This window comes from Kocuria sp. CH-021 (assembly GCF_049716185.1).
Lineage (GTDB): Bacteria > Actinomycetota > Actinomycetes > Actinomycetales > Micrococcaceae > Kocuria > Kocuria cellulosilytica.
Genome location: NZ_JBNAFK010000014.1, coordinates 89485 through 106596 on the forward strand (window position 1 = coordinate 89485; position 17112 = coordinate 106596).

At 73.6% G+C, this 17112-nt stretch carries 17 protein-coding genes; 14 read left to right on the forward strand and 3 right to left on the reverse strand.

Annotation, left to right across the window (positions count from 1 at the left end; translation table 11 throughout):
- Positions 1–61 precede the first annotated feature (61 nt).
- The 7 genes from ACPYN7_RS12305 to ACPYN7_RS12335 are packed head-to-tail and all read left to right on the forward strand — an operon-like array spanning position 62 to position 6646.
- Positions 62–2992 carry a DUF4040 family protein gene (locus ACPYN7_RS12305; protein WP_424347832.1) on the forward strand — a complete coding sequence of 977 codons (2931 nt, stop codon included), beginning with the start codon at positions 62–64 and terminating at the stop codon, positions 2990–2992.
- On the forward strand, positions 2992–3447 hold the full coding sequence (locus tag ACPYN7_RS12310) for a sodium:proton antiporter (RefSeq protein ID WP_424347833.1): 456 nt from the start codon (positions 2992–2994) through the stop codon (positions 3445–3447). The genes ACPYN7_RS12305 and ACPYN7_RS12310 overlap by 1 nt, the downstream gene beginning before the upstream one ends.
- Positions 3444–4949, forward strand: coding sequence for a monovalent cation/H+ antiporter subunit D family protein (locus ACPYN7_RS12315; protein ID WP_058873317.1), 1506 nt, complete (start codon positions 3444–3446; stop codon positions 4947–4949). Before ACPYN7_RS12310 ends, ACPYN7_RS12315 begins: the two co-directional genes overlap by 4 nt.
- Positions 4946–5323, forward strand: a complete 378-nt coding sequence (locus tag ACPYN7_RS12320; RefSeq protein WP_058873318.1) for a Na+/H+ antiporter subunit E — start codon at positions 4946–4948, stop codon at positions 5321–5323. The genes ACPYN7_RS12315 and ACPYN7_RS12320 overlap by 4 nt, the downstream gene beginning before the upstream one ends.
- Positions 5320–5577, forward strand: a complete 258-nt coding sequence (locus tag ACPYN7_RS12325) for a monovalent cation/H+ antiporter complex subunit F (protein WP_058873319.1) — start codon at positions 5320–5322, stop codon at positions 5575–5577. Before ACPYN7_RS12320 ends, ACPYN7_RS12325 begins: the two co-directional genes overlap by 4 nt.
- Before the next feature lie 2 nt (positions 5578–5579).
- Positions 5580–5972, forward strand: a complete 393-nt coding sequence (locus ACPYN7_RS12330; protein WP_424347834.1) for a cation:proton antiporter — start codon at positions 5580–5582, stop codon at positions 5970–5972.
- On the forward strand, positions 5969–6646 hold the full coding sequence (locus ACPYN7_RS12335) for an MOSC domain-containing protein (RefSeq protein ID WP_424347835.1): 678 nt from the start codon (positions 5969–5971) through the stop codon (positions 6644–6646). The genes ACPYN7_RS12330 and ACPYN7_RS12335 overlap by 4 nt, the downstream gene beginning before the upstream one ends.
- Positions 6647–6710: 64 nt before the next feature.
- Here the strand turns inward: ACPYN7_RS12335 and ACPYN7_RS12340 are convergent, their stop codons facing one another.
- Positions 6711–7451, reverse strand: a complete 741-nt coding sequence (locus ACPYN7_RS12340) for a hypothetical protein (RefSeq protein ID WP_424347836.1) — start codon at positions 7449–7451, stop codon at positions 6711–6713.
- A gap of 74 nt (positions 7452–7525) precedes the next feature.
- On the opposite strand from ACPYN7_RS12340, the gene ACPYN7_RS12345 reads away from it, so the two are divergent.
- The 4 genes from ACPYN7_RS12345 (at position 7526) to ACPYN7_RS12360 (ending at position 11425) form a co-directional block, all read left to right on the forward strand.
- Positions 7526–8014 (forward strand): MarR family winged helix-turn-helix transcriptional regulator, encoded by a 489-nt coding sequence (locus tag ACPYN7_RS12345; protein ID WP_424347837.1) that lies wholly within the window; start codon positions 7526–7528, stop codon positions 8012–8014.
- A 61-nt stretch (positions 8015–8075) separates the two neighbouring features.
- Complete coding sequence (locus ACPYN7_RS12350; RefSeq protein WP_424347838.1) at positions 8076–8561, forward strand: DoxX family protein; 486 nt, start codon at positions 8076–8078, stop codon at positions 8559–8561.
- Positions 8562–9004: 443 nt separating this feature from the next.
- Positions 9005–10852, forward strand: coding sequence for an ABC transporter ATP-binding protein (locus tag ACPYN7_RS12355; protein WP_424347846.1), 1848 nt, complete (start codon positions 9005–9007; stop codon positions 10850–10852).
- Between the two features lie 3 nt (positions 10853–10855).
- On the forward strand, positions 10856–11425 hold the full coding sequence (locus ACPYN7_RS12360) for a DUF421 domain-containing protein (protein WP_424347839.1): 570 nt from the start codon (positions 10856–10858) through the stop codon (positions 11423–11425).
- Between the two features lie 165 nt (positions 11426–11590).
- On the opposite strand, the gene ACPYN7_RS12365 is transcribed toward ACPYN7_RS12360, so the two are convergent.
- A complete protein-coding gene (locus ACPYN7_RS12365) occupies positions 11591–12598 on the reverse strand; it encodes an AsnC family transcriptional regulator (RefSeq protein ID WP_424347840.1) in 1008 nt (335 codons plus the stop codon).
- A 125-nt stretch (positions 12599–12723) separates the two neighbouring features.
- Between ACPYN7_RS12365 and ACPYN7_RS12370 the strand changes: the two genes are divergently transcribed.
- Genes ACPYN7_RS12370 through ACPYN7_RS12380 form a run of 3 tightly spaced genes read left to right on the forward strand, consistent with a single transcriptional unit; the run spans position 12724 to position 15517 of the window.
- Positions 12724–13479, forward strand: a complete 756-nt coding sequence (locus ACPYN7_RS12370; RefSeq protein ID WP_424347841.1) for a DUF5058 family protein — start codon at positions 12724–12726, stop codon at positions 13477–13479.
- 32 nt (positions 13480–13511) lie between these two features.
- Positions 13512–14261: a hypothetical protein gene (locus tag ACPYN7_RS12375; RefSeq protein ID WP_424347842.1), complete on the forward strand. Its 750-nt coding sequence runs from the start codon at positions 13512–13514 to the stop codon at positions 14259–14261.
- 29 nt (positions 14262–14290) lie between these two features.
- Entirely contained in the window at positions 14291–15517 is a 1227-nt protein-coding gene (locus ACPYN7_RS12380) for an amidohydrolase (protein ID WP_424347843.1), read from the forward strand.
- Positions 15518–15617: 100 nt separating this feature from the next.
- Here ACPYN7_RS12380 and ACPYN7_RS12385 read toward each other — a convergent pair whose 3' ends face one another.
- On the reverse strand, positions 15618–17048 hold the full coding sequence (locus tag ACPYN7_RS12385; RefSeq protein ID WP_058873329.1) for an L-serine ammonia-lyase: 1431 nt from the start codon (positions 17046–17048) through the stop codon (positions 15618–15620).
- Positions 17049–17112 lie beyond the last annotated feature (64 nt).

Here is a 17112-nt window from a genome sequence, read left to right on the forward strand (position 1 = left end):
CCGAGGCCTCCGCCGGATCCGCCCACCTCGTTCCCTCCCTTCGACCGGACGGTTGCCAGGCGTGTCCCTCCTCGTCATCCTCGCTCTCGCGGTTCTGCTGGTGCCTGCGGCCGGCGTGCTCGGCCGCCTCGCGGGCCGGGACGCGGGCTGGCCGCTCGCCGCGGGCCTGCTCGCCCTCGCGGGTGGTCTCGGGTCCGTGTGGAACGACCGGACGGACCCGGAGGACGTGCTCCAGCAGGTCCCGTGGATGCCCACCCTCGGGATCTCCCTCCACCTGCGCCTCGACGGGCTCGGGCTGCTCTTCGGGCTGCTCGTGCTGGTGATCGGCGCGGTGGTCCTCGCCTGGTCCAGCCGCTACCTGGGCGACGGCGGCCACGCGTCCTTCTACACCCTGATGACGTTCTTCGCGGCGGCGATGCTCGCGCTGGTCCTCGCCGACGACCTCGTGGTCCTGTTCGTGGCGTGGGAGCTCACCACGCTGTGCTCGTTCCTGCTGATCGCCCGCTCGGGGCCGGAGGGCCGCGACCCCGCGATCCGGACGTTCCTGGTCACCGCGGCCGGCGGGCTGTGCCTGCTCACCGCGGTGGCCGTGATGTGGGCCGCGACGGGGACCACCCGGCTCAGCGCCGTGCTCACGGACGGTGTGTGGGACGCGTCCCCCGGCCTCGCGGCGCTGGTCGCCGTGCTCGTGGCCCTGGCGGCCTTCACCAAGTCCGCGCAGTTCCCGTTCCACGCCTGGCTCCCGGACGCGATGGTGGCGATCACGCCGGTGAGCGCCTACCTGCACGCGGCGGCGATGGTGAAGGCCGGCATCTACCTCATGCTCCGCTTCACGGAGGCGCTGCACGACGTGCCGGTGTGGAACGTGCTGCTCGTGTCGGTCGGGCTGCTCACGGCACTGATGGGGGCGGTCCTCGCGCTGCAGCGCCACGACCTCAAGGAGCTGCTGGCCTACTCGACGGTGAGCCAGCTGGGCTTCCTGACGGCGACCATCGGCATCGGCACCGAGTACGCGGCCGTCGGCGCCGCCGTTCACGTGGCCGCCCACGCGCTGTTCAAGGCGGCGCTGTTCATGGCCGTCGGCGTGATCGACCACCAGGCCGGCACCCGCGACCTGCGCGCACTGTCCGGGCTGGCCCGCAGCATGCCCGTGACCGCCGGGACCATGGTCCTCGCCGCGGCCTCGATGGCGGGTCTGCCCCCGCTGTTCGGCTTCGTCTCCAAGGAGGCGATGTTCAAGGCCATGGCCCACGGTCCCGCCCCGGCCGCGGCCGCGTGGCTCGTGGGGGCCGTGGCGGTGCTCGCCGCGGCCTGCACGTTCGCGTACTCGGCCCGGATGCTCACGGTGCTGTCCGGCCGGGTCCCGGCGGACGCTCCCCGGGAGGCGTCGGCGGCCTTCCTGGCGCCCGTGGCCGTGGTCGCCCTGGCGGGGCCGGTCCTCGGGCTCGCGGGCGCAGCGGCCGAACCGCTGCTGGGCGCCGCCTCGACCGCCGTGGCGGGGGACGGGGCCGAACCGCACCTCGGCCTGTGGCACGGGTGGTCCCCGGAGCTGTTCATGTCGCTGGCGGTGTTCGTCCTCGGCGGCGTGCTCGTGCTCGGGCGCCGGCCCGTGGACCGCGTCCTGGGACGGCGGTCGTTCCCCGTGACCGGCGTCGCCGTGGTGGAGGCCTTCCGCCGCGGGTCCATCGCCCTGGGGGAGCAGGTCGGCCGGCCCACCCGCTCCGACGTGCCCCGCCGGCACCTGATGCCGCCCGTCGTCGCGCTCGTGGCGCTCGCCGCCGTGGGCCTGCTGACGGTGGAGGTGCCCGGACTCTACGGCGACCCGTCCACCCTCACCGACTGGGTCCTGCTGGTCCTCGTGCTCATCGGGGTGGCGCTCGCCCTGCGGGCCCGCAGCCGGGTGGGACTGCTGACCATCGCGGGCGACGTCGGCTTCGCGGTCGCCCTGTGGTTCTACGCCCTCGGGGCCACCGACGTCGCCCTGACGCAGCTGCTCGTGGAGGTGCTCACCGTGGTGGTCATCGTCCTGCTGCTCAACCGGCTGCCCTCCACGTTCCACCGCACCGGCGAGGTCCGGGGATGGGTGGCGGCGGCCGTGGCGGTCCTGGCGGGCGCGGGCGCGGCGGCCGCCACCTGGCTGCTCACGGACCGGCGGGCGCTGTCCCCCGCCGGTCGGTACTTCCTCGAGCAGGGCGAGGAGCAGACGGGCGGCACGAACGTGGTCAACACGATCCTCGTGGACTTCCGCGCCCTGGACACCCTCGGCGAGCTGACGGTGCTGGGCGTGGCCGGCCTCGCCATCGTGGTGGCCATCGAGTCCCGCGGCCTGCTCCCCAAGCGGCCGAGCCCGATCACCGAACCGGACGACTCGCCGATCCGCAGCCCCCGGGAGAACATGGTGGTCCTGCGCGTCACCGCCCGCACCCTGGGCCCCGTCATCGTGGCGCTGTCCCTCTTCTTCCTGCTGCGCGGGCACGACGCCCCCGGCGGGGGGTTCATCTCCGCCCTGATCGGCGCCGCCGGCATCGCCCTGGTCTACCTCACGGCCGCCGACGACCGCGTCAGCCGCATGCGCCTGCCCTACACGCAGTTCATCGGCGCGGGCGTCGTGGTCGCCGTCGTCGTCGGGCTGCTGGGTCTGCTCGAGGGCTCCTTCCTCCGCCCCCTGCACGTCGACGTGCTCGGGCTGAAGGTCACCACGGCGCTCGTGTTCGACGTCGGCGTCTACCTCGCCGTGGTCGGGGTGATCGTCGCCGCCATCAGCCGGCTCGGCGTCGACGAGAAGGAGCCCCTTCCCCTGCGCCGCGCGGGCTCCGTCTCCTCGGTGCTGCGCTCCGGGCCCCTCGCCACGAGCACCACGTCCCGACCGCACAGCAGCGAGACGGCACCGGCCGGCACGGTGCACGACGAGCACGACCGCACCCGCCCGCCGCTGCCGGAACGCCCGGACCCCTTCCGCGCGGCGGGCCGGGCCCCCCGGAAGGAGCCCTGATGGCGATCGCCCTGACCGTCGGCGTGCTCGTGGCCGGAGGAGTGTTCATGATGCTGCGCCGGGGCATGGTCCGCGTGGTCATCGGCTTCATGTTCCTCAGCCACGCCGTGAACCTGATCATCCTGGCCGCCGGCGGGGCCGACCGGCGCGGCGAGGCGCTCGGGGGCGGCCCCGACCCGGCGACCACGGCCGACCCGCTGCCCCAGGCCTTCGTGCTGACCGCCATCGTCATCTCGTTCGCCGTGACGATCTACCTGCTGGTGCTCGCGGTGACCGGCGACGCCGACGACGACACCGATCTCGAGCTCACCGGCCGGGAGACGGAGACCCCGACCTTCATCGACGGCGCCGGGGGGTCCTCGGCGCTCGCGGCCGACGAGCTCCGCCCTCCTGCCGCGCGCCGCCGCGGCAGCCACCCGGCCGGGAGGAGACGGTCCCCGGGTGGTCGTCCGTGAGCGCGGAGCTGCTCCCGCTGTTCGTCGTCGTCCCGCTGCTCGCGGCGGGGGCGCTCGTGCTGCTGGGCGATCCCGGGCGCCTCGCCCGGACCACGCTGCTGGGCGTGCTGGGGGCGGACGTCCTGGCGTCCCTGTGGCTCGTGATCGCCCTGCGGGACGGACCGGCCGTCCTCGCCCACGCCGTGGGCCGGTGGCCCCCGGGGGTGTCCATCCCCTTCGCCGCGGACATGCTCACGGCGCTGATGCTCACGATGACGGGCAGCCTCACCCTGGTCTGCGCGAGCTTCGGGGTGGTCTCCCACCAGGCGCGCAAGCGGTTCTTCGCGCCGCTGGTGCTCGTGCTGACCGCCGGGTTCAACGGAGCGCTGCTGACGGCGGACCTCTTCAACCTGTTCGTGTTCGTCGAGACGATGCTCCTGCCCTCGTACGGGCTGATCATCCTCGCCCACCGGGGCCGCGGGCGGCTCATGCAGGTGACGTCCGCGCGGATCTACGTGACGGTCAACCTGCTGGCCTCGACCGTGCTGGTGGCCGGGGTCGCCCTCGTCTACGGCGTGGCCGGCACCGTGAACCTGGCCGAGCTCGCCGGCCGTGCCGCGGAGGACTCCGCGGTGGCGATCGCGGCCGCGGTCGTGCTCCTCGCCCTGTCGGTCAAGGCGGCCGTGGTGCCCGTGCACGGCTGGCTGGCCCGGAGCTACCCCTTCATGTCCCCCACGGTCACGGCCCTCTTCTCCGGGCTGCACACCAAGGTGGCGATCTACGCGATCTACCGGATCTACGCCGTGGTGTTCGACGGCGCGGAGGAGTTCCTGTGGGTCGGTCTGCTGCTGTTCTCCGTGACGATGGTGGTGGGTGTGCTGGGGGCGGTGGGCGAGCAGGACGCCCGCAGCGTCCTGGCCTTCCACATGGTCAGCCAGATCGGCTACATCCTGCTGGGGGTCGCCCTCTTCGGCCCCGCGGGCCTGACCGCCGGGATCTTCTACCTGCTGCACCACACGGTCGTGAAGGCCTCGCTGTTCCTGTCGATCGGCGCGGTCGAGATCGGCTACGGGCGCTACCCCCTGGGCCACGTCACGGGACTGCTCCGGCGCGAGCCCCTGGTCGCGGTGGCCTTCTTCGCGGCGGCCATGTCCCTGGTCGGCCTGCCGCCGTTCTCGGGCTTCGTGGCCAAGCTGTCCCTCGTGCTCGCCGCCTTCGGGGAGGGGCGGGCGGCGGTGGCGGTGCTGGCGGTGGTGGTGAGCCTGTTCACGCTGCTGTCCATGCTCAAGGTCTGGGGGAAGATGTTCCTGGGCGAGCCGGAGGACTCGGCCCGGGAGGTCCTCGAGGCCGCCGGCGTGCGGGAGCGGCGGATCCCCGCCCGGCTCGTGGCGCCGGCGCTGGTCCTGGTCCTGGTGACCCTGGTGCTCGGCGTGGGCGGGGAGCTGCTCCTGGGGGTCGCCGCCGTGGCGGCCGAGGGGCTCGTCGACACCCGGGCGTACGTGGAGGCGGTGTTCGGGACGTGAAGTGGGTGACGTGGTTGCCGCGCATCGTGGGGTTCCTGCTGTGGTTCGCCCGGGAGGTCCTGGTCTCCAACCTCGCGGTGATGCACGATGTGTTCACCGTGCAGCAGCGGTCGTCCCCGATCGTCGTGCGCTGCCGGAGCCGGTGCCGCACCGAGTTCGAGACCGCCACGCTGGCGGTGCTCATCTCCCTGACCCCGGGGACCCTGACCCTCGCCACCGCCGCCCGTGCCGGGGGCGAGGACGGGCTGCCCCCGGGGCACGACCTCTACGTGCACGTCATGTACGACAACGACCCGGACTCGGCCCGGCGCCGCCTCCGCGAGTTCGAGACCCGCCTGCTGCGCGCGGTCCGGGTGGAAGGAGCACCTCCGTGATCGGCATCCTCTTCGGCGTGCTGGTGCTGACGGCGTCCGTCGTGGTCGCTGGCGTCCGCATGTTCGTGGGTCCCAACGACGCCAACCGCGTGATCGCCTCCGACCTGCTGTTCTTCTCGGTGATCGGGCTGATCGCCCTGATCGGGGTCCTGGTGCGCAGCCGGGCCGTGTTCGACCTGGTGCTCGTGGCCACGCTGGTGGGCCTGCTGGCCACGGTCTCGCTCGCCCGGGCGCTGACCAACGGGAGGCGGTGAGCGTGGTCTTCGACCCGGTCCTGCACGAGCACCTGTGGATGAGCATCGCCGGCCAGGTGCTGATCGTGCTCGGCTCCCTCGTGTTCCTCACCGCCATGGTGGGGATCGTGCGGCTGCCCGACCTCTACACCCGGTCCTCGGCCGTGGCCACCGCCGCCGGCGTGGGCATCGCCCTCATCCTCCTCGGCGTCTTCTTCTTCGTCCCGGGGGTCACCACCGCGGTCAAGCTGGTGGCCGCGGTGCTGCTCCAGCTCGTGACCTCCTCCGTGGGGGCCATGGCGGTCGTCCGGTCGGGCTACCTGATCGGCTCGGCGGTGTATTCTCCGACCCACCACAACGAGCTCGAGGAGCGCACCGGCGGGGCTCCGGGCCCCGGGAAGGAGGACCGCTCATGACCGCCCGCGTCGAGAGCGTCAACGTCGGCCGGGCGGAGGCGAACCCTGCCAGGAGGAACCGGCCCACGGGCATCCACAAGCGCCCCGTGGACGGTCCGGTGCAGGTCCGCGAACCCGGACCGCGCCGGGGCGGCCTCGGCTCGGGCCTGGCCGGGGACTTCATCGGGGACGGCAAGTACCACGGCGGCACCGACCAGGCGGTGTACGCGTTCGCGCGCGAGGAGCTGGACTTCTGGGCACAGGAGCTGGGGCGGGAGATCCCCGACGGCTCGTTCGGGGAGAACCTCACGCTCTCGGGCTTCGACGTCGACGGAGCGCGGCTGGGCGACGTCTGGCGGATCGGCGAGGTGCTGCTGCAGGTCACGGACGCCCGCATCCCCTGCGGCACGTTCCGCGCGAGCATGGAGGTCCGCGGCTGGCTGCGCCGGTTCACGGAGCGGGGCCGCTCCGGGGCCTACCTCAAGGTCCTGTCGCCGGGCACGGTGCGGGCCGGCCTGCCGGTCGAGCTCGTCCGCCGCGCGGGCCACGGAGTGGGCGTGGCGGACGCCTTCCGGGCGCAGACCACCGAGCGGGAGCGGATGCCGGAGCTGCTGCGCGCGGGGGAGGACCTGTGCGAGCAGCTCCGGCGGCAGGTCGAGGAGGCGCAGCGGGCGGCCGCCCGGCGCAGCGGCTGAGCCGCCGCCTCCGGAGCCCGCGGACCGGCCGCGGAACCGTCCGCACCGTCAGCTGCGTCCACCGTCAGTTGAGGGCGGCGCCGCGGTAGACCTGGGCGACCTGCTCCTCGGAGAGCCGGGTGTCGATCACGGTGGTCCCTTCGGGGTCGTCGCGCAGGAAGCGGACGGGCCCGTGCGAGCCGACCTCCAGGAACAGCGCGGCCTCGGCGTCGTAGACGGCCTCCACGACCGTGCTGAAGCGGTCCCCCTGCACCGGGGTCACGGACAGCCCCAGCCGGGCACGGACCCGGCCGCCGTCCACGGCGGCGCTCCCGGCGCCGTTCTCGGTGACCTCCCCGGTGACCTCCCCGGTGCCGTCCTCGGTGGAGCTCGCAGCGGAGCTCGCAGGGGAACTCCCGGTGGCGGCCGCGTCCTCGCCGACCGGCTCGAGGGCGAGCTCCCGGACCACGCCCACGCCGTGGTCCACGACGTTCGCCAGGCGTGCGCCCAGCCGGCCCTGCGCGGTCGCGAAGGCCCGCCGGAGCCGGGCCGTCCACCACAGGGCGGTGGCCACGAGCAGCACGGCGATGAGGGCGAGGAGCAGCAGGGAGCCGGACCGGGACCACTGCTGCCACAGCAGCACCACGGCGAGCGCGGTCAGCACGGGGACCACCAGCAGCAGCGACGTGCCCAGGCGCTCGCCCAGGGAGGGCCGGCCGGCGGCCCCGTCGTCGCCGGAGGCGGTGCGCAGCCGCCGCATGACCTGGACGTCGAAGTCGCGATCGTCCGCGGGTACGGGCCGGGGCCAGGTGCCGAGGGAGTCCATGCGTCCCATTATGGGGCGCGCTCGGCGGCCGCGTTCCCATGATGCGTCAAGGACCGGCTCGTAGAATCGGCCCCATGACCGAGACCCGATGGCTGTCCCCCGAGGAGCGAGAGGCCTGGCTGGCGCTCGTCTCCATCATGTTCACGCTGCCCGGCAGCATCGAGTCCCAGCTGCAGGCGGAGGCGGACCTCAGCCTCGCCGAGTACCTGGTCCTCGCGATGCTCTCGGAGGCTCCCGACCGGCGGCGGCGCATGTCGGACCTCGCGGCGGCCACCAACACCTCCCAGTCCCGGCTGTCCCGGATCGTCGCACGCCTCGAGCGCGACGGCCTGGTGGTGCGCGCGGGCGGTGAGAAGGACAAGCGCGTGGTGCTCGCCGAGATCACCGACCGCGGTCTGGAGCGGGTCGAGCAGGTGGCCCCGGGCCACGTGGAGCACGTCCGGCGCACCGTGATCGACCGGCTGACGCCCGTCCAGGTGCAGCAGCTCGCCCTGATCGGCCGGATGGTCGACGACTCCGCGTCCGGTCCCACGGCCCGGGAGCTGGCCGCGGATCAGCAGTGACCCGCGGCACCCGCGGACAAAAAGCTTGACAGGGAAAGTAGTTTTCCCCTACGGTTGTGACATGTCCACAACTCAGGTGCCGCAGCGCACGTCCCCCGTCCGTTCCTCCGCCCCCGCCGCCGCCGACTCCTTCGCGGCCTCCATCGGCCTGACCGTCCTGCGCGTCGTCCTCGGCGTCACGTTCCTCCTGCACGGCTGGCAGAAGTTCACCGAGTGGACCCTCGCCGGCACCCAGGCCGCCTTCGCCCAGATGGGCGTCCCGGCCGCCGAGCTCGCGGCACCGGTGGTCGCCGTCCTCGAGCTCGTGGGCGGGCTGATGCTCCTCCTGGGTCTCGGCACCCGCGTGGTCGCCGCCCTGCTCGCCCTCGTCATGCTGGGCGCCCTCGTGCTCGTGCACCTGCCCGCGGGCTTCTTCGTGGCCGACGGCGGGATCGAGCTCGTCCTGCTGCTCGCCGCCGCGTCCGCCCTCTTCGCCCTGGCCGGTGCCGGCCGCTGGTCGCTGGACCACGTCGTCGCGGCGAAGCGCCGCGCGGCCGCCCGCGCCTGATCCCGCCCGAGCCCTCGTCCGGGGACGCCGTGCCACCGGAACGACGAGCCCCCGGCCCAGCAACACTCTGCGGGCCGGGGGGCTCGTCGTCGTCCCGGTGCCGCACCCCGTGCCGTCCTCCCGCGCCGATTTCCCGCACCGGCACCCCGTGCCGTCCTCCCGCGCCGATTTCCTGCACCGGCTCCCCGTACCGGCTCCCCGTACCGGCTCCCCGTACCGGCTCCCCGTACCGGCTCCCCGTACCGGCTCCCCGTGGGGAGGGCCCGTGCGAGGTCCGGGTCCGGTTCCGGCGGCGCTGCGCCGCGGCGGGTGCGGAGGTGTCGGCGCGGACGCGTAAAATCATTCCCGGCGCGGACGAGACCACCACGGGGCCGCGCCGGAGCCAGCGCGGGTGTTCCCCCGCAGATCGGGGCAGGCCCATGAGCATGCAGAACTCGCCGTACATGGTGCTGTGGCGCACCGTCCAGGGCCAGGAGGTCAAGGACCGGAAGATCGACCGCGGCACGCTCCGGCGCATCGTCGCCTTCGCGCGCCCGCACCGGTCGCGGCTCACGGTGTTCCTGGTCGTCTCGGTGCTCACGGCCCTGCTCGGCGTGGTCACCCCGATCCTGGCCGGTGACGTGGTGCGCGCCATCAACGCCGGGGACGAGGTCTCCGTGGTGGTGTGGCTCGCGGTGGCCATCGCGGTGGTGGCGATCGTGGACGCGGGGCTGAACGTCCTCAACCGGTGGCTGTCCTCCCTGATCGGGGAGGGGCTCATCCTGGACCTGCGCACGGCCGTCTACGACCACGTGCAGCGGATGCCGATCGCCTTCTTCACCCGCACCCGCACGGGGGCCCTGGTCTCCCGGCTCAACAACGACGTCATCGGCGCCCAGCGGGCGTTCTCCAACACGCTCTCGGGCGTGGTGAGCAACGTCGTCTCCCTGATCCTCACGGTGATCGTCATGGTCTCGATCTCGTGGCAGGTCACCGCGCTGTCCGTGCTCCTGCTGCCGATCTTCCTGGTCCCGGCCCGGGCCATGGGCGGAAGGCTGGCGAGCCTCCAGCGGGAGGCGGCCCAGCACAACGCGTCCATGTCCACGCAGATGACCGAACGGTTCTCGGCCGGCGGCGCCACCCTGGTCAAGCTCTTCGGCCGGCCCGACGCCGAGGCGGCCGAGTTCGAGCGCCGCGCCGGCCGCGTCCGGGACATCGGCGTGCGGGTGGCCATGCTGCAGACCGTGTTCGTCACGGCCCTCACGCTGGTCTCCGCGCTCGCCCTCGCCCTGGTCTACGGGCTCGGCGGCGCGCAGGCGATCCTCGGCAACCTGGACGCGGGCGCGGTGGTGACCCTCGCCCTGCTGCTCACCCGGCTGTACACCCCGCTGACCATGCTCGCCAACGCCCGGATGGACGTCATGAGCGCCGTGGTGAGCTTCGAGCGGGTCTTCGAGATCCTCGACCTCGTCCCCCTGATCCAGGAGCGGCCCGGGGCCCGGGCGCTGCCGGCCGGTCCGGCGTCGGTGGAGTTCGACGACGTCCGGTTCGCCTACCCCTCCGCCGAGGAGGTCTCGCTGGCCTCGCTCGAGGACGTGGCGGTGCTGGACAGCCGGGGCGGCGAGGAGGTGCTGCACGGGGTGGGCTTCACCGTGCTGCCCGGGCAGACGGTGGCTCTCGTGGGGTCCTCCGGCGCGGGCAAGTCGACCATCGCCCAGCTCGTGGCCCGGCTCTACGACGTCACCTCGGGGGCCGTGCGGATCGGCGGGACGGATGTGCGGGACGCCACCTTCGCCTCGCTGCGGGAGACCATCGGGATGGTGACCCAGGACGGGCACCTGTTCCACGAGTCGATCCGGGACAACCTCGCCCTGGTGCGCCCGGAGGCCACGGACGATCAGCTGTGGGACGCGCTGGCCCGGGCCCGGATGGAGCACGTGATCCGCTCCCTCCCGGACGGGCTGGACACCGTGGTGGGCGAGCGCGGCTACCGGCTCTCGGGCGGGGAGCGGCAGCGGCTGACGATCGCCCGCCTGCTGCTCGCGGCCCCGCGCGTGGTGATCCTCGACGAGGCCACGTCGGCGCTGGACTCCACCAATGAGGCCTACGTCCAGGCGGCCCTGGGCGAGGCGATGGCGGGGCGCACCGCCCTGGTCATCGCCCACCGGCTCTCGACCATCCGCTCCGCCGACCAGATCCTGGTGGTCGAGGACGGCCGGATCGTGGAACGCGGCCGGCACGCCGAGCTGCTCGCCGTGAGCGGGCGCTACGCGGAGCTCTACGAGACGCAGTTCGCGGACCAGGAGGTCTGACCCGTGCTCGAGGACGTCGTGGCCCTCCTCGGCGTGGACGCCCCCGGGGCACTGGCGGTGGTGGCCTCGGCCGTGGGCATCTATCTCGCGTTCCTGCTCATGGTGCGGCTCTTCGGCCAGCGCGTGCTCTCCCGGCTGTCGACCTTCGACGCGGTGGTGGCGGTCATGCTCGGCGCCGTGGCCGGGCGCGCGGTCCTGGGGGACACGCCCACCCTCGCCGCGGGCGTCCTGGGGCTCGGCACGCTGTTCGCGCTCGAGGCGGCCTTCGGCCAGCTCCGCGCGGGGATCCGCGTGTCGGCGCTGATGAACAACCAGGCGGTCCTGCTGATGGCCGGCGGGCGGGTGCTGGAGGCCAACCTCCGCCGGGTCCACGTGGTGGAGTCGGAGCTCTTCGGGGCCCTGCGGGAGGCGGGCGTGCGCAGCCCCGGCGAGATCGCGTGCGTGGTCTTCGAGGCCTCCGGCACGATCAGCGTCCTGCGGCGCGGCACGCCGCTCGACCCCCGGCTGCTCGCCGGCGTCAGGGACGCCCACCTGGTCCCGGAGGAGCTGCTGGGGGACCCGCACCGGGACTGAGCCCACCGCGCCCCGTTCGCGGGACGCTCCGTCCGCCGCACCCCGTGGCGAGGTCCCGTTCGCCGTGCGCCTCGCACCGAGTGGCCCTGTCTCCGGTGCGTCCGCCCCGCGGTGCGTCCGCCCCGCCGTGTGTCCGGCCCGCGGTCCCGCGCGGCCGGGGCGGCCTCACCGGGCGGCCGGGGCGAGCTCGGTCACCACCTCGCCGGTCGCGGTCGAGTCGTCGCGCAGCATCCAGCCCATGCGCTTGTGGGTGCGGACCCCCACGTCGGACTCCACGACCTGGACCCCCGGCGCGGCGGCCTGCAGCTCCGCCTCCACGTCGAAGATGTCCCCGGGGGTGCGCAGCCAGAGCAGGAACGTGAGGTTGGTGTCGCCGGTGGTCGAGGCGCACAGGCGCAGCGTCCGGTAGGTGCGCAGGGTGCGCACGGCCGCCTCGAGCTGCGCCGGCGGGACCCGGACGTACCACTGGCACGACACCGGGTAGCCGGAGTACTGCTGGGCCAGTTCGCAGCGGAGGGCCACGAGGCCGGTCTCGAGCGCCTGGCGCAGGTGCCGGGCGGCCGTCGTCGGATGGGTGCCCGTCGCGGCCGCGATCTCGGCGGCGGAGGCGCGCCCGTCGCCCTGGAGCACGGCCGTCAGCTCCTCGAGGCGGGCGGGAACGGCGCCGTGGGGACGGTGCGCCTCCGTCCGCAGGGCGCCCACGCGGCGCTGCTGCTCCGGGGAGAGGACGTCGAGGCGCCAGTTGTTGCCGATCGCGTGGAGCCGGGTGGCCACCGTGAGCTGGGCCCGCAGGATCGCCGGGTCCGCCCGCACCAGCGGCAGCACGTCCTGGGTCATCTGCTCCCAGCTGCGGGTGAGGACGGTGAGCCGGACGTCCCAGGCGCGCGCGGACTCCTCCACGGTGCCGATCTCCGGCACCGCGCACAGCCGCTCCAGCACCTCGGCCCGGCGGCCCGGGCGGCACTCGAGGCCGATGAAGGTGGCACAGCCCTGCGTGCCGGAGGTGCCGAGGTGGGCGGTGACCCAGGTGCGGCCGTCGGCCCGCAGCCGGTCCCAGCGAGCGGCGAGGGTGCTGGGGTGGCGGCCGAGCGCGGCCCCCAGCTGGGTCCAGGTCGCCCGCGGAGCGATCTGCAGGGCATGGACGAGCTCGAGGTCCTCCACGGGCAGTTCCATGCTGGTTCCTTCGGTCAGAAGCGGGGTCTGTGCAGGATTTCCAGGATATCCGGTCGAGGTGATCGGCGTCACGTCACGCTCGGAGAAAGCACCCGCCACCGATCCGACCACCACTGGGAGCTCCCATGAAACTGCGCACCGTTGTCGACGGCGCCTCCACCGACATCCTGTCCGTGGCGAACCTGCCCGTGCTGTGGATCTGTGCCCTCGGCGTCTTCGCCGTCATCGTCGTCCAGACCCTCATCTACGTCCGGGCCGCCCGCACGGCGGCTCCCGCCGCCGGGGTGAGCCCCGCCGAGCTCAGGACCTCCTTCCGCGCCGGGGCGGTCTCGGCGGTCGGCCCGTCCCTGGCCGTGGCCCTCGTCGCCGTGGCGCTGCTGACCGTCTTCGGCACCCCGGCCGTGCTCGTGCGGATCGGGCTGATCGGGTCGGTGTCCTTCGAGACCGGCGCCGCCAGCATCGCCGCGGGCAGCATGGGCGCCGATCTCGGCGGTCCGACCTACACGCAGGGCGTGTTCGCCGTGGCGTTCATGGCGATGAGCCTGGGCGGGGCGATGTGGATGCTCGCCACGCTGATCCTCACCCCGCTGCTCAAGCGCGGCGACGTCAGCCTGCGCAAGGTCAATCCCGCGGTGATGACGGTGGTCCCCGGGGCGGCCCTGCTCGCGGCCTTCTTCGCCCTCGGGCTCGGGGAGCTGCCCAAGTCCGGCAACCACGTGGTGGCCTTCCTCGCCTCCGCGGCCACGATGGCCGCCTTCCTCGGGATCGCCAAGGTGCTCCGGCGCCAGTGGATCCGCGAGTGGGCCCTGGGCATCGCCATCCTGACCGCCCTGGTCGTCACCTACTTCACCGTCGGCGCCGGCGTCTTCCCCAGCGTCTGAGCCCGCGCCCGAGACCACCGAAGGACTCCGCCATGACCACCGTGACCCACACCGACTCCGCCCTGCAGCGCTTCGACGCGACCACCGCCCGCTGGGGCCGTCTGACGATGATCGCCGGGCTGGTCTTCGCCCTGGCCGGCCCCGCCTACCTCGTCCTCTTCAGCGGTCTGGACGTGGACCAGGCCCGGATCTGGACGGCCCTGCTGGCGATCGCTGGCACCTTCGGGGTGCTCTGGGTCGTGGAGCCGCTGACCTACTACCCGATCCTGGGCCAGGCCTCGATGTACCAGGCGTTTATGATCGGCAACATCTCCAACAAGCTGCTGCCTTCGGCGCTGATCGCCCAGGCGGCCATCGGCGCCAAGCCGGGCACCCGGCGCGGTGAGCTCGCGGCGGTGATGGCCATCGGCGGCGCGGCGACGGTGCACCTCGTCTCGCTGCTGGTCTTCGTCGGCGTCCTCGGGACCTGGCTGGTCAGTGTCGTCCCGGCCGACGTCGTGGCCGTGGTCCAGACGTACATCCTGCCCTCGGTCCTCGGCGCGGTGCTCGTGCAGGCGATCGTCTCCACGCGCAGCCTGCGCATGACGGTCATCGCCGGCGTCGTCTCCGCCGCCGTCGTGTTCGTCCTCGTGCCCACCATCCCCTCGCTCGCCTTCTTCGGGACCGCCATCGCGGTGATCAGCACCGCCGTGCTGGCGTGGTTCCTGCGCGACCGCTCCGCCCCGGCCGACCCGGTCGCGGACAAGGTGCAGGACCCCGCGGACGAATTCCCCATCGACTAGTGCCGTTCCCTCGAAAGGACCCCCACGCCATGAGCACCACCACGGACCTGACGCCGACCGACGAGCTGCGCCGGCAGATGCACCAGCTGTACCGCGAGCTGCACGCGAGCCCGGAGCTGTCCATGCAGGAGCACGCCACCGCGGCCCTGATCGAGCAGCGGCTCACGGCCCTGGGCATCGAGAACTTCCGGTGCGGCGGCACCGGCGTCGTCGGGGTGCTGCGCAACGGCGACGGGCCCACGGTGGCCTTCCGCGCCGACACCGACGGCCTGCCGCTGGCCGAGGACACCGGCGTGGACTACGCCAGCACGGCCACCGGACGGCTGGAGGACGGGACCGAGGTCCCCGTGATGCACGGCTGCGGCCACGACACCCACGTGGCCGTGCTGCTCACGGCCGCCGAGCTGCTGGCCGGCGCGCGCGAGGCCTGGGCCGGGACCGTGGTGCTGATCTTCCAGCCGGGGGAGGAGACCGCCGCCGGCGCCCGGGCCATGCTCGAGGACGGCCTGTGGGAGCGGGCGCCGCTGCCGGAGGTCGTCCTCGGCCAGCACGTGATGCCCTCCCGGGCGGGCACGGTCAGCTACTCGGTGGGCGACGCCATGGCGCTGGCCGACTCGTGGCGGGTGACCGTGCACGGCGAGGGGGCGCACGCGTCCCAGCCGCAGGACGCCACCGACCCCATCGTGCTCGGGGCGCACATGATCACCCGGATCCAGACCATCGTCTCCCGCGAGATCGACGCACGCCGGGCCGCGGTGGTCACCGTCGCGACCTTCCACGGCGGGCTGAAGGAGAACATCATCCCGGCGTCGGCCGAGTTCACGCTCAACGTGCGCACCTTCGATCCCGCCGTCCGGGAGCACGTGCTGGGCGCGCTGCGGCGGATCATCGCCGCGGAGGCGGCCGCCTCCGGCGCCCCGGAGCCGGAGATCGAGGAGATCTCGACCTTCCCCCGCAACTACAACGACCCCGGGGCCACCACCGCTCTCGTCGAGCGGTTCCGGCAGGTGCTGGGGGAGGACAACGTGCTGGAGATCGAGCCGCCGATGGGCTCGGAGGACTTCGGTGCCCTCGGCGCGGCGATCGGCGTGCCCTCGGTGTTCTGGATGTTCGGCGGCCACGACGACGCCGCCCTCGCGGGAGAGGGCCCCGTGCCGGTGAACCACTCCCCGTTCTTCGCCCCGGTGATCGAGCCGACCCTCTCCACCGGGCTGCGGGCCGCCCTCACCGCGATCCTCTCCCGCGTGGGCCGCTGACCGAGGCCCGTGCCGGCGGCCTGCTGCGGCGGTGCGAGAACGCCGGCCCGGTTCCGGGAGGAACCGGGCCGGCGCTCGCACGTGCTCGGCCGGGACGGGCTCAGCACTCCACGACGTTGACGGCGAGTCCGCCCAGGGCGGTCTCCTTGTACTTGTGGCTCATGTCCTTGCCGGTCTCGCGCATGGTCACGATGACCTCGTCGAGGCTGACCCGGTGGGTGCCGTCGCCCCACATCGCCATCTTGGCCGCGTTGATCGCCTTGGCCGCGGCGATCGCGTTGCGCTCGATGCAGGGGATCTGTACGAGTCCGCCGATCGGGTCGCAGGTCAGCCCGAGGTTGTGCTCCATGGCGATCTCCGCGGCGTTCTCCACCTGGGCGGGCGTCCCGCCCAGGACCTCGGCGAGGCCGCCGGCGGCCATCGAGGACGCGGAGCCGACCTCGCCCTGGCAGCCGACCTCCGCCCCGGAGATCGAGGCCTGCTCCTTGTAGAGCACCCCGACCGCCCCGGCGGTGAGCAGGAAGCGGACCACGATGTCGCGCCTGGCCGCCTCGAGCGCCTCGGGGCTCTCCGCGGCGGCGGCGCGGGCCGCGGGGGAGTAGTGGGTGGCGTAGAACAGCACCGCCGGGATGATGCCGGCGGCCCCGTTGGTGGGGGCGGTGACCACGCGCCCGCCGGAGGCGTTCTCCTCGTTGACCGCCAGGGCCACGAGGTTCACCCACTCCGGCCAGAAGCCGGGGTCACGGTCCGGGTCCTCGGTGCGCAGCCGCCGGTGCCACTCGGGGGCGCGGCGGGCGACGTTCAGTCCGCCCGGCAGGGGGCCGGTGCGCCGCAGGCTGGAGTCCTTGCACTCCTCCATCACGGCCCAGATGTGCAGCAGCTGCTGCCGGATCTCGTCCTCGCCGCGCCAGGTCCTCTCGTTGGCCAGCATCACCCCGCTGATCGGCAGGCCGGTGCGCTCGCAGTGGGCCAGCAGCTCCCCGGCGGTGCGGAAGGGGTGGGGCACCTGGGCGCTGGCGGCGTCCAGGTCGGCCGCGGCGGCGTCCTCCTCGCCCTCCTGGACGATGAACCCGCCGCCCACGGAGAACCAGGTCTCGTCGGCCAGCACGGCGCCGGAGGCGTCCAGGGCCTGGAAGCGCACGCCGTTGGTGTGCCGCTCCAGGACCGTCAGCGGGTGCTGCACCATGTCCTCGACGCGGTAGGGGATGTCCTGGCGGCGCCCGAGGGCTGCGCACAGCCGCAGCGTCCCGGTGGCGGCGAGGTCGGCGAGCCGCTCGTCCACCTCGTCGGGCAGGACGGTCTCGGGGTCGTAGCCCTCCAGGCCGAGCAGGATCGCGGTGAAGGTGCCGTGACCGCGGCCGGTGGCGGCCAGGGACCCGTAGACGTCCACGCGCAGGTCCGCGGTGCGCTCCAGCAGGTCGCCCCCGGTCAGGGTCTCGGCGAAGCGTCGTGCGGCGCGCATGGGGCCGACGGTGTGGGAGCTCGAGGGGCCGATGCCCACGGTGAACAGTTCGAAGACGCTGATGGCCATGACGGTGATGCTCCAAAGGAGGGTGGTGCCCCGGTGCGGGGCGGGGTGGGTGGAACGGTCGTGG